Consider the following 15,369-nt stretch of genomic DNA (forward strand, 5'->3'; position numbering starts at 1 on the left):
TCCCGTCACCAACCATCGCGCCGCGGCCGAGCGGCCAACCCCTTGGGGAAGACCAGTGATCAACCCGACTGCATCCCGCCGCGCAATCCTCGCCGGCCTCGCCACCCTCGCCGGCAGCGCCGCCATACCTGTCGGCGCCGCACCGGCGAAGGCAGCGCCCGTGCCCTCGAACCCGCTCGTCCACCAGCGCGCCGACGCGCAGGTCTTCCGCCACGACGACGGCTACTATTACATGACCGGGTCGGTCCCCGAGTACGACCGGCTGGTGCTGCGCCGGTCGCGCACGCTTGCCGGCCTCGCCACCGCGCCCGAGGCGATCTTGTGGAGGCATCTCGCCAGCGGCCCGCTGTCGGGCTTTCTCTGGGCTCCCGAGCTGCACAAGATCGACGGCCGCTGGATCATGTATTTCGCCGCCGGCCCGAGCGGCGGCGGCGAGGACGTGTTCCGCATCCGGACCTGGGCGGTGGTCTGCGACGGGGCCGACCCAATGACCGGCAAATGGACCGTGCTCGGCCAGTTGCAGACGCCGTGGGACAGCTTCAACCTCGATTCGACCAGCTTCGTGCACCGAGGCAAGCGCTATTTGTGCTGGGCGCAGCGCGAGCCCGGCATCGACACCAACAGCAACCTGTACCTCGCACCGCTGGCGACGCCGCTGACGCTCGCGGCCCCGCCGGTGCGGCTGTCGGTACCGACGCTGCCGTGGGAAATCCTCGGTTACAAGGTCAACGAGGCGCCGTCGTTCCTGGCGCACGGCGGCCGGGTGTTCCTCAGCTATTCCGCCAGCGCCACCGACTCGCGCTACTGCCTCGGCCTGCTCACCGCCGACGCGGGGGCCGACCTGATGGACGCGAAATCGTGGATGAAATCGCCAGAGCCGGTGTTCACGACGTCGGCGGTCACCGGCGTCTACGGCCCCGGCCACAACAGTTTCACCGTCGACGAGCGGGGCCGCGCCATCCTCGTCTACCACGGCCGCGACTACGACAAAATCACCGGCGACCCGCTGTTCGACCCGAACCGCCATACCCGGGTGCAACGCCTGTATTTCGACGCTGACGGCCGCCCCGACTTCGGCATCCCGGTCGGTAACGGCCCGCTGCCGGTGCGCCTGTCGCCCGCCGGTCGCCCGGCGGAGTTCCTCGTCCACGACGGCAACGCGGTCGCGGTCGGCACCGGGCCGATCCCGTCGACCCAGTTCCGGATGCTCCCGTGCCGCGCCTCGGGCACCGTCACCCTGCAGCCGATCGACGCGCCCGACCTGCGCGTCAGCTGGAGCGACGGCGCGACCGTAGCGCTCTCCCGCGACGACGGCTCGGCCGGGTTCGCCGCGACGTCGAACCTGACGCTCCGCCCTTACCCACGCACGCCCGGCGGCTACACCCTGGTCCCGGTCGGCAAGGCGGGCCGCGTGCTCACGCACGGCAACGGTCGCGCGGTGATCGCACCCGGCAGCGGCGCGGGCGCGACCTTCGTCCTGACCTGAGCCTATTGCGGCGCGTCCCGGAGCAGCAGCCCGAGCGGCCACAGCGGCCCGACCGGGATCAGCTCGAAGGTCATCATCTGGCGCTGGCCGAGCGGCAGTGCCTCGAGCAAGGCGTGCGCCTCGGCGACGGTGGTGACGTTCATCAGGAACACCGCGCCCGACCCGTCCGACTTGGCGAACCATTGCTCGATCTTGCCGGTCAGCATCAGCCGCAGCGTGTCGCGCGCCTCGAACGGCATCACCGGCGGACGCGTCTCGGGCGTCGCCTTGGCAGTCCAGGTGCCGATCGCGAGGACCTTGGTGACCAGCGCCTGTGCGGCCTTCATCTCGACCGCACCGGTCGTCGATCGTGTCTCGTCGGTCATGGGTGAGCCTTTCGGAGGTGCAGCTTGAGCAATGGCGGGGAGGACGAGCAGCAGTGCGGCTGCGAGTGGGCGCCTCATGACAGCAGCGCCTTCGCGACGATTTCGGGCTGGTCGGACTGGAGCCAATGGCCGCCCGGCACCGACTGGAACGAGCCGTGCCTGAAGCGCGACGCGCGCTCCCGGCCGAGCGCGAGATTGAGATACGGGTCATACTCGCCCCAGATCACCTTGACCGGCAGGTCGAGCGCCGCCAGCTCCGGCAGCCGCGCATTGTTGCGCTTGAGGGCGTCGTCGAACTGCGCCGCCATCTGGACGAACGCCGGGCCGGAGCTCGGCGCGACGATGAAATTATCGGCGACGACCTGCCCGACGGTGGCGCGGAAATGCGGCTTCTGGTCCTTGGGCAGCGCGTCGTCGAACGTCTGCTTCTGCCAGTTCAGCAGCCACCCGAATTGCGCCGGGTCCTGCGCCACGGCGAGCGCGAGCGCGCGGAGCCTCGGGTCCGCGAACAGCGTGATCATCTCGGGCCAGACATTCAGCGGCGTGTCGTCGTAGGCCGAGTTGAGGATGCACAGCGCCGCGACCTTCTCCGGATGGTCGAGCGCGAAGTTGATCCCCGGGAGCCCGGACGAGTCGTGCGGGACCAGCACGACCTTGCCGAGCCCGAGCGCATCGACGACGGCCTCGAGGTCGCCGCGCTGCGTGTCGAAATCGTAGGTCGCGCCGGCCGGCTTGTCGGAAGCGCCGAAGCCGAGGAAATCGAAGGTCACGACCCGGCGGCCGGCGGCGACCAGGTACGGCACGAGGTCGTCGTAGATGCGGAGGTTATCGGGGAAGCCGTGCATCAGCACGAACGCCGGCCCCTCCCCCGCATAGTCGCGGGCATAGACGCTGCCCGGTCCGCGCGGGACCCGGTGCTCGGTAAAGGCTGCGGTGGTCATGCGCGTTAACTACCACTGTCGTTCTGCACCCAAAACGTCGTATATCCCTCCTTTCGGGTCACGAGGGTCGGGCATGCTCAAGGTCGGTTTCGTGGTCACGCCGGAGTTTCCGGTGATGAGCCTCGCCGCGCTGTCGGTGTTCGAGTTCGCGAACCTGCGCTCCGATCCACCGCTCTACGACGTCCAGATCCTGTCGCAGCACGGCGGCCCGATCGCGGCCTCGCTCGGCGCGACCGTCGAGACACTGCCGTTCGGGGACAAGCAGTTCGACACGCTGATCATCGGCGGCAACGTGCGCTTCGTCCCCACGTCGCCAGCCTTGCGAACGTTCATCACCGAAACCGCGCGCACCGCCCGGCGCATCGCGTCGATCTGCACCGGGGTGTTCGCGCTGGCGGATGCGGGCTTGCTCGACGGCCGGCGGGTGACGACGCACTGGTTGTTTACCGACGAATTACGCGCTCATCTGCCCGGCGTCCGTCTCGAAGCGGACCGCATCTTCATCACCGACGGCCCGGTGTGGACTGCAGCCGGCAACTCCGCCGGGATCGACCTGGCGCTCGCCATGCTGGAGAACGACCACGGGGCGGAGCTGGCGCGGACGGTGGCGCGCATCCTGGTCGTCGAATACCGCCGCGCCGGCGGGCAGCCGCAGCAGTCGGCGCTGCTCGACCTCGCGCCGAAATCAGACCGCATCCAGAACGCGCTCGCCTACGCGCGATTGAACCTGCGCGAGGTGCTGAGCGTCGAGAGTCTGGCCGCTGCGGCGGGTCTCGGCCCACGCCAGTTCAGCCGCGCTTTCCGGGCCGAGACCGGCGTTTCCCCTGCCAAGGCAATCGAGGGCCTGCGGCTGGAGGCGGCCCGCCTGATGGTCGAGCAGAGCCGCCACCCGGTCGATGTCATCGCCGTCGAGACCGGCTTCGGCGACCAGGAGCGGATGCGGCGCGCGTTCCTGCGCGGCTATGGGGAGCCGCCGCAGGCGGTGCGCCGGGCCGCTCAGGCAAAGGCGGCCGCCTAGTCCAGCAGGTCCGGCTGTTCCCGCACGATCCGCTCCCACATCGGGCGGAAGCCGAACGCGCCCGGGTCTGCCCCCGCCATCTGGCCCGCGGTATAGCGCGCCACTTCGGGCGTGATCGGCTTGACCCGACCCGCGGCCTCCGCGAGCAACTGCGTTTGCGCGGCGTTCTCCATCGCGACATAGCTGGCGACGGCGCTCTCGACGCTGCGGCCTACCGTCAGCAGCCCGTGGTTCTGCAGGATCGCGGCGCGCTTGTCGCCGAGCGCCAGGGCGATGCGCTCGCCCTCCGAGGCGTCGAGGACGATGCCCGAATAGACTTCGAACAGGACGTGCTGCTCGTGGAAGAAGCAGGCGTCCTGGGTTACGGGATCGAGCAGGCGACCGAGCGTCGACCACGCCTTGCCGTACAGCGAGTGCGAGTGCGCCGCCGCGACGACGTCGGGCCGGGCCTTGTGGATTTCGGAGTGGATCGCGAAGCCGGCCTGGTTGATCGGGCCCTCGCCGGCCAGGATGTTGCCGCCGTGGTCGACGAGGACGAGGTCGGAAACCCGGATGTGGCCGAACCACGGACCGATCGGCGCGACCCAGAAGCGGTCCTCATACTCCGGGTCGCGCGCCGTGATGTGGCCCGCGAGGCCGAGGTCATAGCCCCGGTCGGCGAAGATCCGGTACCCGGCCGCGAGCCGCTGCTTGCGGTGCAGGCGCTCGGCCTCGACCGAGTTGCGGGGGGCCTCGCCGGCCAAGCGGAAGGCGTCGCGATGGATGACGGCGTTCATGAAAATGCTCCTCAATAACCGGCGGCGACATCGACGAGATCGTTCAGCGGCTCGCCGCGCACGAAGCGCCCGAGGTTGGCCGCGACCTTGTCGAACAGGGCGTTGCGAACCTGCATGTAGTTCGACGAGACGTGCGGGGTCAGGCGGACCAGCGGGTGCGTCCACAGCGGATGCCCCTCCGGCAGCGGCTCCGGGTCGGTGACATCGAGCGTCGCGAAGCCGAGCCAGCCGGCATCGAGCGCGGCGACCAGCGCCTTCTGGTCGAGCACCGAGCCGCGCGCGACGTTGATCAGGTGCGCGGTTGGTTTGGCGCGCATCAGCAGCTTCGCATCGACCAGCGCGCGTGTCGCGTCGGTGGCGGGGACCGCGAGGACGAAGTGATCGGCGGAGGCCACGACATCGCCGATATCGGCGAGCAGCTCGACCCCCTCGACCGGGCTGGGCACGTCGCGGCGGCGGACCGCGGTGACCTTGGCCCCGAGCGCCAGCGCACGCCTGGCGACCGCCGTCCCGATGCCACCGAGCCCGACGATGCCGACGGTGCTGCCCGCCACCCGCCCGAGCGGTGCCTGCTTCCACTCGGCCGGGCTGCGCGCGCGGACCGCCTCGAGGTTTTTGGCGTGCGCATAGATCGCCGCGATGGCGTAGTCGGCGATCTCATCGGACGCGACGCCTCGACCGCAGGTCACCAGCGGCGCATCGAGCAGCCAGCGCGGGTAGAAGTCGATGCCGACCGACGCGCTGTAGACCCATTGCAACCGGCCGGGCCACGCGTCCGGGCGCGGCCGGCCCCTGGTCTCGCGCCATGCCGGGGAGGGTCGCACGAGCAGCACGTCGGCATCGTTCGCGGCCTCCCACGGGTGGGCCTCGCTGACCGCGATCACCGTCGGCGCGCTCGGCTGGGCGCGGAGCGCGGCGTTGAAGCCGGCCTCCATCTGGCTGGCGATGACGAGGCTCCGGCCGGCACCGCTCATAGCCCGAAGCCGAGGCGGCCGGCGGCGGCGAGGATGGTGTCGTCCTGCGGCGAGTGGATGCGGCTGCACAAAACGTCGCGGTAGTGGCGCTCGAGCGGGTTCTTGCGGCTGATGCCGGGGTTGCCGGTAAGTTCGAGGCCGATCTCGACGGCGCGGATGGCGTTGGTCGTGACGAGGTACTTGATGGTGTTGGCCTCGGTGGCGCTCGGCGGATCACTGGCATCGGCGCGCGCGGCGGCGCTCTCGATCAGCACGCGGTTGGCGTAGAGGAGCGCGTCGATCTCGCCGAAGTTCTCCTGCACGCGCGGCAGGGTCGCGAGCGCCGCGCCGAGGTTGCTCGGGGTCCGGGTCTTCAGATAGTCGCGGAGCCAGTCGCGCGCCGCCTGCGCGACGCCGTCGTAGATCGTCGCGATCGCGAGGCCGTTCCAGATCGCCTGCGAGCTATCGCCGGGCTTGGGCGCCCAGTCGGCGGGCAGGCGCAGGTCGACGGCGTGGTCGAGCGGTATCGGCGTGTCGGTCAGGATGACGTCGTGGCTTACGGTGGCGCGCATGCCGAGATGGTCCCAGGTCGGCTCGATGACGATGCCCGGGCTGTCGGCGCGGACCAGGAAGACGCCGACGCGCGGCGTCTCCTCCTCGGTCCTGGCCCAAACGGCGTACCAGGTCAGACCGGTCGAGCCGGTCGAATAGATCTTGGTGCCGCTGATCGCCCAGCCGTCAGCCGTGCGCCGCGCGGTGGTCTTGGGCATGCCGCCGCGGACCGGGGTGCCGAGCTCGGGCTCGACGCGCAAGCCGCCGATCAGGCCGCCGCCCGCCACCGCCTGCCCGGCCAGCGTCGCGTACAGGTGCCGCGGCCAGCCTTGCGCGCGGGTCGTGGCCGCGTGGTAGCCGTAGGTCATGAACAGGATCAGCGCGGTCGACGGCTCGCCCTTGGCGACGGCGCCGAGCACCCGCAGCGACTCCGCCAGCCCCGCGCCGCGCCCGCCGAACTCCGGTGCGACGGTCAGCCCGACCAGCCCCTCGGCGGCGAGGATGTCGAAGTTCGCCTGCGGGAACACGGCCGAGCGGTCGAACGCCTCCGCGGTCTCTGCCAAGCGCTGGGTCAGGCGGTCGAGTTGCTCCTGCGGTACCGGTTCGGCGACCGGCCAGTCGTGATCCACGGGGGCCTGAACGACGGCGAGCGATGCGGACATGATCTCAGACCTTCTCGTCGATGATGGCGTTGAAGCGGTCGTCCCACAGCGGCCGGACGTCGACGGCGTGGGGGATGAGTTTCTGCCTCGCGAACAGGTCGGCGACGTTCTGCTGCGAGGCGATCGCGGCGTCGTCGATCCGGCGCAGGGTGTAATAAGCGCTGCGGCGGCGTTGCTGGTCGCGGACGAACTCGACCGGCACGCCGATGCTGGCGGCGACGGTTTTGGTCCACTCCTCGGGGTGCGCGGCGGCCCAGGCGTAGGCCTGCCGGGTGGCGCGAAGGTACTTGCCGATGACCTCGACCTTGGCCGGGTCGGCGAGCGCGTCGACGTGCGCCGAGACGATATAGTTGCCCCACAAAAAGCCGAGCGCGGTCTTCAGGATGCGTGCGCCCTCGGTGGCGATGGCGCGCTGGATCGGGAAGCCGTAGATCGCCCACGCATCGAGCGCCCCGGTCGAGAACGCCGCTGCGCCGTCCGACACGCCCATCGCGACCGGTGTGATGTCGCCCCACTCGAGCCCGACCGACTCGAGCATGCGGATCAGGAAATACTGCGACGTGGTGGCGCGGACGTAGCCGACGCGCTTGCCCTTGAGGTCCTTGAGCGACTCGATCGGGGAGCCCTTGGGGACCAGCACGACCTGGTTGTTGACGTCGCCGTGCGCGACCGCGATCTGCCTGAAGCTCTGGTGGCTGGAAGCGGCGGCAAACACCGGCGGAATTTCGCTCATCCCGCCATAGTCGAGCGAGCCGCCGTTCATCGCCTCGATCACCAGCTGGCCCGAGGCGAACTCGCTGTAATCGACCCGGAAACCCGGGGTCGCGATGCCGGCGGTCTTGAACAGCAGGCGGGTATCGGCGTCGCCCTTGCCGGTGATCGAGGCGCGGAGCACCGGCTCGCTGCCGGTCGTCGCCTTGCCGCAGGCCGCGAGCAACAGGCCGCCGAGCAGTACGGAACGCCGGTCGAAATCGAGTCTCATGCGCGCGTCGAACTCAAGGCCGCTCTCCACTGCCGGTCAGTCCCGGCGATGCGCCAAGGTTCACTGGCAGAGACGTCCATGCAAACGCGCAATCATTCGCCATAGACAAGCCCATCTTAACTGTTGAGGATTGCTCATACGACAGATGAGCAGCGCTATAGTGGAACAACTCCAGTAACTATTAGCCCAGCTTATCGACGCATTAGGATAATCCGTTCGTCGTTACGACAGCCGCGTCCTAGCCTCTGGCATCAACACTTAGCCGGGATGACTGCGATGTCGAACAAACGCACGATCAAGCTTGGCCTTATCCTTCACGGCGTCGGCCGGACCTGGGGCGACTGGCGGCATCCCGACCGCGATGTCGGGGCTAGCACCGACCTCGGCCTGTACAAGCAGCAGGCGCTGACCGCCGAGCGCGGCAAGTTCGACTTCCTTTTCGTCGCCGACAGCCTGTCCATCACCGAGAAGTCGAGCCCGCACTATCTCAACCGCTTCGAGCCGATCACCATATTGTCGGCGCTGGCCGCGGTAACCGACAAGATCGGCTTCGTCGGCACACTGACCGTCTCATACTCGGAGCCGTACAACGTCGCCCGCCAGTTCGCCTCGCTCGACCACATCAGCGGCGGCCGCGCCGGGTGGAACGTCGTCACCTCGTGGCTCGGCGACACCGCCGCCAATTTCAGCAAGGCCGAGCACCCGGCGCACGACGTCCGCTACCGCATCGCCGCCGAATATCTCGACGTCGTGCAGGGCCTGTGGGACAGTTGGGAGGACGACGCCCACGTCGGCGACAAGTCGGGCGGCGTCTTCGTCGACCCCGATAAGCTCCACCGCCTCGACCACAATGGCGAGTTCTTCCAGGTCCGCGGCCCGCTCAACATCAAGCGCTCGCGCCAAGGCCAGCCGGTGATCTTCCAGGCCGGAGCCTCGAACGACGGCCGCAACTTCGCCGCCAAGCGCGCCGAGGCGATCTTCAACGGTGCCCAGACCCTGGCGGAGGCGCAGGAATACTACCGCGACGTCAAGGCCCGCGCCCGTGGCTTCGGCCGCAACCCCGACGAACTCAAGATCCTACCCGGCATCTCCCCCGTGGTCGGGGCGACCGCTGCCGAAGCCGAGGAAAAATACCGCGAGCTGTCGGCGCTGGGCTCGCTGGAGACCGGGCTCGGCTTCCTCGCGCGGTCATTCAACGATCACGACTTCTCGGGCTACGACCTCGACGCGCCGTTCCCGGATGTCGCCGCACTCGGCTGGAACAGCAACCAGAGCGCCTCGCAGCGCATCCTCGCCGAGGTCCGCGACGGCAATTTGACCCTCCGCCAGATCGCCGAGCGCCTCGCCACTCCGCGCGGCAGCTTCGTCGGGTCGGCCAAGACCGTCGCCGACGCGCTGCAGAACTGGTTCGAGAACGAGGGTTCGGACGGCTTCGTGCTGTTCGAGACCCTGCCCGGCCAGCTCCAGGTCTTCGTCGATACGGTGATCCCGATCCTGCAGGCGCGCGGCCTGTACCGCGAGGACTATGAGGGCGACACCTTCCGCGAGCGCCTCGGGCTGCCGTTCGCGGTCAACCGGTATACGGCGGAGCGGGCTACGCGGGTGGCGGCTTGAGAGGCAGCACAGAGCACTGTGAGGCTGGCAACCACCGGCATGACGAAGACGCGAGTGAAGGGTCGTCGTCAGAGCTCGCGGATGACCTGCGTCGCGAGCTCGGCCAGCCGCGACGTCGCGGAGGTCAGCGCCGCCCCCGATCCGACGATGCACGCGACCTGCGGCAGTTCGGGCAGCGGCCCGACCTCGATCACCGCGAGATCGTGGAGGAACAGCGCGGTGCGGCAGGTGATGCCGAGCCCGGCGTCGACCGCGGCGGTCAGCGTCGACAGGTTCGGCGTCTCGACCGCGATCCGGTAGCGTCGGCCGGCCCCGTCGAGCCGGGCGATCGCCGCCTCGCGGAAGCGGCACGGCTTCTCCAGCACCGCCAACGGGATCACCGGCTGGTCGAGCAAAGTCGCGTCGCCGTACCAGATCATCGGCGCGATCCGGATCGCGGCCGGGTCGTCGGCGGCGGAGAAGCCGAGGATGACGTCAAGCTGGTTGCGCTCGAGCATGGTCTGGAGCTCCGCGGTGCCGGCAACCCGCGCGAAGATCTGCGACTCGGGGTGGAGGCCGGCAAAGCGCGACAGCAGCCCGGTCAGCAATGTCTCGGCGAAATCCTGGACCATGCCGACCCGCACCGGCCCGGCGAACTGCCCGGCGCTGACCGACGCCAGCGCCTCGTCGTGGAGGACCAGCATCCGCCGCGCATAGCCGAGCAGCACCTCGCCCTGCGCGGTCAGCGCGAGCCGCCGCCCCTCGCGTCCGAACAGCGGCTGCTGGACCAGTTCCTCGAGCCGCTTGATCTGCAGGCTCAGCCCTGACTGCGTGACGAACACCTGCTCGGCGGCGTTCTGCATCGACCCCGAATCGACGATCGCGACGAAGCTCCGGAGCAGCGTGGTCGGCAGGTTGACTGTCATTCCAGGCCCTCGCGTAATCCGCACGAACAGATATCCTATCAGTACGATAGGATATCGAGCCACAGGCAAATCTTGGCCGTTGCAAAGCGATCGTTGTCCGCCCGCCAGGCCTGCCCTTGTGTTAGATTTTCTCGTTCAATATCAGACGTTTGAACCGCTTTATGAGCGCTGGTCATAGGTCGCGTTGCAGAAAATCGATTGCAGTAAACCAGTCCTCGTCCACCCTCCTCCCTCGATCGACCCGGAGATCCCATGTCCAATAAACCCAAGCCACGAGGCGCTGCATCGCGAGGACTGTCGAGCTTGTACCGCTCGCGCTGGGTGTCCCCAGTGGTGTTGATGTTGTTGTGGGAACTCGGCTCGCGAACCGGCATGATTCCGGAGCGCACCCTCGCCGCCCCCTCCGCCGTGCTGCTCACCCTCGCCCAGATGATCGCCTCCGGCGAACTCGGTTCCAACCTCCTGGTCTCCGCCGGTCGGGTCGCCATCGGCCTCGCCATCGGCGTCACCACCGGCATCGTGCTGGCCTTGATCGCCGGCCTGTCGCGGCCCGGAGAAACCGCCATCGATGCCCCCGTCCAGATGCTGCGGACCCTGCCGGTGCTGGCGCTGTCGCCGCTGTTCATCGTGTGGTTCGGCATCGGCGAGACCCCCAAGATCGCGCTGATCGCCTTCGGCTCGCTGTTCCCGGTCTACCTGAACCTCTACAACGGCATCCGCGGTGTCGATGTCCGGCTGGTCGATGCCGCCCGCAGTTTCGGGCTGAGCCGCGCCGCTCTCATCATCCACGTCATCATGCCCGGCGCGCTGCCGTCGCTGCTCGTCGGCCTGCGCTATGCGCTGTCGATATCGGTACTGATCCTCGTCGTCGCCGAGCAGATCAACGCCTCCGCCGGGCTCGGCTACCTTATCAACAACGCTCGCGATTTCATGCGGACCGACATCATCGTGGTCTGCCTGATCGTCTATGCCGCACTCGGTCTGGGGGCAGACCTGCTCGTCCGCGCCATCGAAGCCCGCGCACTCGCGTGGCGCCCCACCCTCGTGAAAGGCTGACCCATGGCCACCTTGCTCGACTTTCCGAACGGCGTCCCCCTAGAATATAAGTTAGTGCCGCCACCGCCGAAACCCGTCGTCCGCCTCCGCGGCTTCACCCGCAGTTTCGGCTGCGAGACGGTCATCGACGGCCTCGACCTAGACATTGCGCCGGGCGAATTCGTCGCCCTGCTCGGACGGTCGGGGAGCGGTAAGACGACCTTGCTGCGAACGCTCGCGGGGCTCGACGAGGTCGACGGACAGGATGTCACCGTGCCGAAGTCGCGCGCCGTGGTCTTTCAGGATGCCCGCCTGCTGCCGTGGAAGCGCGTCTGGAAGAACGTCGCGCTAGGCTTGTACGGCCCCGGCATCCGCGAGCGTTCGGAGGCGGCCCTGCGCGAGGTTGGCCTCGGCCACCGCCTCGATGCGTGGCCACTGACCCTGTCGGGCGGCGAGGCGCAGCGCACCGCGCTCGCCCGGGCGCTGGTCCGCGAGCCGCAACTGCTGCTGCTCGACGAGCCCTTCGCCGCGGTCGATGCGCTGACCCGGATCAAGATGCATGCCCTCGTGCTGTCGCTGTGGCGCGCCCACAAGCCCGCGGTGATGCTCGTCACCCACGACGTCGACGAGGCGATCCAACTTGCCGATCGAGTACTGGTCCTCGACCGCGGCCGCATCATCGCCGAGGAACTGATTACCGCCGAACGCCCGCGCAGCCTCGCCGATGCACGCGACCTCCGCGCTCGCCTGCTCCACCACCTCGGCGTCGAGGGCGCGGCGCCGTCGTGGTCGGATACCAAGACTCCAGAGCGTCGCGAGGATGGGCGCTGGGGCGCGGCGCGATGAACGCGCATAGCCCGATCGTCGCGGCCGCCAAGGCGGGCCGCCTGGATGACTTTGTCGCCGCGTTCGGAGCGCTGCTCGATGCGACCGCCGATGAACCGCAGATCCTGGCCCGGGGTCGCGAACTGCTCGGCAGCCTGATCCCGCACGACGACTGGCTCGCGCCGGCATTCGCCGAGCCGGACCCGGAGCGCTACCGCCAGTACCTCCTCCACCGTGACCCGCAGGCGCGCTTCAGCGTCGTCAGCTTCGTCTGGGGGCCGGGCCAGTCGACCCCGGTCCACGACCACCGCACCTGGGGCCTCGTCGGCGTCCTGCGCGGCGCCGAGCGTAACCAGAGCTTTGCCGTGGAGGCTGCTGGCCTGCGTGAGATCGGTGAACCGACGCTGCTGAACCGCGGCGAAGTCGCTGCCGTGTCGCCTGACATCGGCGACGTCCACCGCGTCGCCAACGCCTACGATGACCGCGTCTCGATCAGCATTCACGTCTACGGCGGCGACATCGGCGCGATCGAGCGTGCCACCTACGACGCCGCGGGTACGCCGAAGCGCTTCGTCTCGGGCTACGCGAACAAGACTGAAGCCACCCCCCAGGAGGTCCGCGAGGTACTGCTCGCCGGGTCCGAGATCGCCCTCATCGACGTCCGCAGCGAGGCCGAGTTCGCGCTCGGCCACCCGCTGTTCGCGGCGCAACTCCCGCTCGACCGCATCGGCCTGGAGGCGGCGATCCGCTTCCCGCGCCGCGACGTGGCCGTCGTGCTCTACGGCGCCGGCGAGGGCGACGCGGTGCTCGCCGCGCTCCGCTTCAAGGCGCTCGGCTACACCGACGTCAGGACGCTCGGCGGTGGCCTGCAGGGCTGGCGCGACGCCGGCTACGAAGTCTTCGAGGACGTCAACTCGTACAGCAAGGCGTTCGGCGAACTCGTCGAGGCCCGCAAGCACACGCCTTATCTCGAGGCCGGCGACGTCCGCGCGCTGATCGACGAGCGCGCCGACCACGTCATCCTCGATGCCCGCCGCTTCGAAGAATACGCGACGATGAGCCTGCCCGGCGGCGTCAGTGTCCCCGGCGCCGAACTCGTCCTCCGCGCGGCCGAACTCGCCCCGGACCCCGACACGCTGATCGTCGTCAATTGCGCCGGGCGGACGCGGAGCATCATCGGCACCCAGTCGCTGATCAACGCCGGGTTGTCGAACCGCGTCGTCGCGCTGAGGAATGGTACCATCGGCTGGACGCTGGCCGGCGACACCCTCGCGCTCGGACAGGGCCGCAAGGCACCCGAGGTTGCGGGCGACGCGGTCGCAATTGCTCGCGCTCGTGCCCGCGCCGTCGCCGACCGGGCGGGTGTCAGGCGCCTCGACCTCGACGGACTGCGTGCCCTCGAGGCCGACGCCGCCCGCACCCTCTACCGCTTCGATGTCCGCACCCCGGAGGAGTTCGCCGGCGGGCACATCGCCGGCTTCCGAAGCGCGCCGGGCGGCCAACTCGTGCAGGAAACCGACAGCTTCGCACCCGTCCGTGGCGCGCGCATCGTCCTCGCCGACGACCTCGGCGTCCGCGCCGACATGACCGCCTCGTGGCTGGCACAGATGGCGTGGGAGGTGTTCGTCCTCGACGGCGGCTTCGACGGTCCGCTCGAGGCACTCGACCCGCACGCCCTGCCGCCGCGCCCGCCCGAGGGCCGCTACCGACGCCCCTACGAAGGCACCGCCAACAAGGTAGAGGCGATGCAGGCCTATCTCGACTGGGAATACGGCCTCGTCGACCAGCTCGACCGCGACGGCACCCACAAATTCTTCGTCATCTGAACCGGAGACGTATCATGTCAGTCAAGTTCATCGGCTACATCGGCTTCAACAATACCTCGGAGCTCCACAGCGCCGAGCGCAGCCGGGCGCTCGACCGCGACTATATCGAGGCCGCCGCCGAGGCGCAGGAGAAGGGCGGCTTCGACCGCGTGCTGATCCCGTTCGGGTCGATCTCGCCCGACAGCCTGATCGTCGCCGCACACGCCGCCGCCTTAACCACCAAGCTCGGCTTCCTGGTCGCACACCGCCCCGGCTTCACCCAGCCGACCGTCGCGGCGCGCCAGCTGGCGACGCTGGACTCGCTCACCGATGGGCGCGTCGCGGTCCACATCATCACTGGCGGCGCGGACTCCGAGATGGCGCGCGACGGCGACACCTCGACCAAGGTCGAGCGCTACGCCCGCACCGACGAATACCTCACCATCCTCCGCCACGAGTGGAGCGACACCGCGCCGTTCGATCACGAGGGCCGCTTCTACCGCGTCCGCCAGGGCTTCAGCTCGGTCAAGCCGAACAATTTGCCGGTGTTCTTCGGCGGCTCGTCCGACGAGGCGATCGAGGTCTCGGGCAAGCACGCCGACGTCTACGCCTTGTGGGGCGAGAGCCTGTCGCAGACCCGCGAGGTCGTGTCGCGCGTCCGCCGCGCCGCCGCCCCACATGGCCGCCGCCCCGGCTTCTCGCTGTCGCTGCGCCCGGTCCTCGCCGACACCGAGGAGGCCGCGTGGAAGCGCGCCGCCGAGATCGTTGAGCAGGTCCGCGACCTCCGCGCCGCTGCCGGTGCCCCGACCGAAGGCCACGCGCCGGTCAACGCCGGCTCGCAGCGCCTGCTCGACACCGCCGCGCAGGGCTACCGCACCGACAAGTGCCTGTGGACCGGATTGGCCGCGGTCGGTGGGGCGCAGGGCAACTCAACCGGGCTGGTCGGCACCCCCGAGCAGGTGACCGACGCGCTCCTCGACTATTACGACCTCGGCATCGACCACTTCCTGATCCGCGGCTTCGAACCGCTCGCCGACGCGATCACCTACGGCAACGAGCTGATCCCCCTGGTCCGCGAAGCCGTCGCCGCGCGTGACGAGCTGAAGTTGAAGAACGTCGCCTAGGGGGCGTCATGTCCCTCCATCCTCCCGCTGTCATTCCGGCGAACGCCGGAACCCAGCTGCCCCGCAGACCCAAAGTTCAGGATGCGCGATGCAACTGGGTTCCGGCCTTCGCCGGAATGACAATTGGAGAATTGATCGACTAGAGAAGTTAAGTAAATCGAATATATCGATGACATTAAATTCACAAACATAAGATGTACTGAGGTAAAGATATGACGAGGTGCGATTAGAACAGCGTTAATCTAGTCTTCGAGAACGATCAATTCGGGGACTAGCAAGTGCATCACGGTCAAAGACTATCGATCCATCTCCTGCTCGCCAACGCC

Annotated in this window: 14 protein-coding genes; 7 read left to right on the plus strand and 7 right to left on the minus strand. The window is 68.7% G+C overall.

Features of this window, described 5'->3' with window-relative positions:
• The first annotated feature begins 58 nt into the window (after positions 1-58).
• Positions 59-1,486, plus strand: a complete 1,428-nt coding sequence (locus tag KX816_17250) for a family 43 glycosylhydrolase (protein QXQ08644.1) — start codon at positions 59-61, stop codon at positions 1,484-1,486.
• Positions 1,487-1,488: 2 nt separating this feature from the next.
• On the opposite strand, the gene KX816_17255 is transcribed toward KX816_17250, so the two are convergent.
• The gene (locus tag KX816_17255) at positions 1,489-1,851 is read right to left on the minus strand and encodes a hypothetical protein (GenBank protein ID QXQ05930.1); all 363 of its coding nucleotides are present in this window, start codon (positions 1,849-1,851) and stop codon (positions 1,489-1,491) included.
• Between the two features lie 74 nt (positions 1,852-1,925).
• Positions 1,926-2,792: an alpha/beta hydrolase gene (locus KX816_17260; GenBank protein ID QXQ05931.1), complete on the minus strand. Its 867-nt coding sequence runs from the start codon at positions 2,790-2,792 to the stop codon at positions 1,926-1,928.
• 73 nt (positions 2,793-2,865) lie between these two features.
• Between KX816_17260 and KX816_17265 the strand changes: the two genes are divergently transcribed.
• The gene (locus KX816_17265) at positions 2,866-3,810 is read left to right on the plus strand and encodes a GlxA family transcriptional regulator (protein QXQ05932.1); all 945 of its coding nucleotides are present in this window, start codon (positions 2,866-2,868) and stop codon (positions 3,808-3,810) included.
• On the opposite strand, the gene KX816_17270 is transcribed toward KX816_17265, so the two are convergent.
• From KX816_17270 to KX816_17285, 4 genes are read right to left on the minus strand one after another with little or no spacing between them, the layout of a single operon-like run.
• Positions 3,807-4,586, minus strand: coding sequence for a class II aldolase/adducin family protein (locus KX816_17270; protein QXQ05933.1), 780 nt, complete (start codon positions 4,584-4,586; stop codon positions 3,807-3,809). The two genes, KX816_17265 and KX816_17270, sit on opposite strands and share 4 nt — an antisense overlap.
• Before the next feature lie 11 nt (positions 4,587-4,597).
• On the minus strand, positions 4,598-5,560 hold the full coding sequence (locus KX816_17275) for a dehydrogenase (GenBank protein ID QXQ05934.1): 963 nt from the start codon (positions 5,558-5,560) through the stop codon (positions 4,598-4,600).
• The gene (locus KX816_17280) at positions 5,557-6,753 is read right to left on the minus strand and encodes an acyl-CoA/acyl-ACP dehydrogenase (GenBank protein QXQ05935.1); all 1,197 of its coding nucleotides are present in this window, start codon (positions 6,751-6,753) and stop codon (positions 5,557-5,559) included. The genes KX816_17275 and KX816_17280 overlap by 4 nt, the downstream gene beginning before the upstream one ends.
• A 4-nt stretch (positions 6,754-6,757) precedes the next feature.
• On the minus strand, positions 6,758-7,735 hold the full coding sequence (locus tag KX816_17285) for an ABC transporter substrate-binding protein (GenBank protein QXQ05936.1): 978 nt from the start codon (positions 7,733-7,735) through the stop codon (positions 6,758-6,760).
• A gap of 276 nt (positions 7,736-8,011) precedes the next feature.
• On the opposite strand from KX816_17285, the gene KX816_17290 reads away from it, so the two are divergent.
• Entirely contained in the window at positions 8,012-9,349 is a 1,338-nt protein-coding gene (locus tag KX816_17290) for an LLM class flavin-dependent oxidoreductase (protein ID QXQ05937.1), read from the plus strand.
• Between the two features lie 68 nt (positions 9,350-9,417).
• Here the strand turns inward: KX816_17290 and KX816_17295 are convergent, their stop codons facing one another.
• Entirely contained in the window at positions 9,418-10,254 is an 837-nt protein-coding gene (locus KX816_17295; protein ID QXQ05938.1) for a LysR family transcriptional regulator, read from the minus strand.
• Positions 10,255-10,506: 252 nt separating this feature from the next.
• On the opposite strand from KX816_17295, the gene KX816_17300 reads away from it, so the two are divergent.
• From KX816_17300 to KX816_17315, 4 genes are read left to right on the plus strand one after another with little or no spacing between them, the layout of a single operon-like run.
• Entirely contained in the window at positions 10,507-11,310 is an 804-nt protein-coding gene (locus KX816_17300) for an ABC transporter permease subunit (GenBank protein QXQ05939.1), read from the plus strand.
• A 3-nt stretch (positions 11,311-11,313) separates the two neighbouring features.
• Entirely contained in the window at positions 11,314-12,135 is an 822-nt protein-coding gene (locus KX816_17305; protein QXQ05940.1) for an ABC transporter ATP-binding protein, read from the plus strand.
• On the plus strand, positions 12,132-13,940 hold the full coding sequence (locus tag KX816_17310; protein ID QXQ05941.1) for a hypothetical protein: 1,809 nt from the start codon (positions 12,132-12,134) through the stop codon (positions 13,938-13,940). Before KX816_17305 ends, KX816_17310 begins: the two co-directional genes overlap by 4 nt.
• A 14-nt stretch (positions 13,941-13,954) precedes the next feature.
• Positions 13,955-15,043: an LLM class flavin-dependent oxidoreductase gene (locus KX816_17315; GenBank protein ID QXQ05942.1), complete on the plus strand. Its 1,089-nt coding sequence runs from the start codon at positions 13,955-13,957 to the stop codon at positions 15,041-15,043.
• The last annotated feature ends 326 nt before the right edge of the window (positions 15,044-15,369 follow it).

Source organism: Sphingosinicellaceae bacterium (genome assembly GCA_019285715.1).
GTDB lineage: Bacteria > Pseudomonadota > Alphaproteobacteria > Sphingomonadales > Sphingomonadaceae > Glacieibacterium.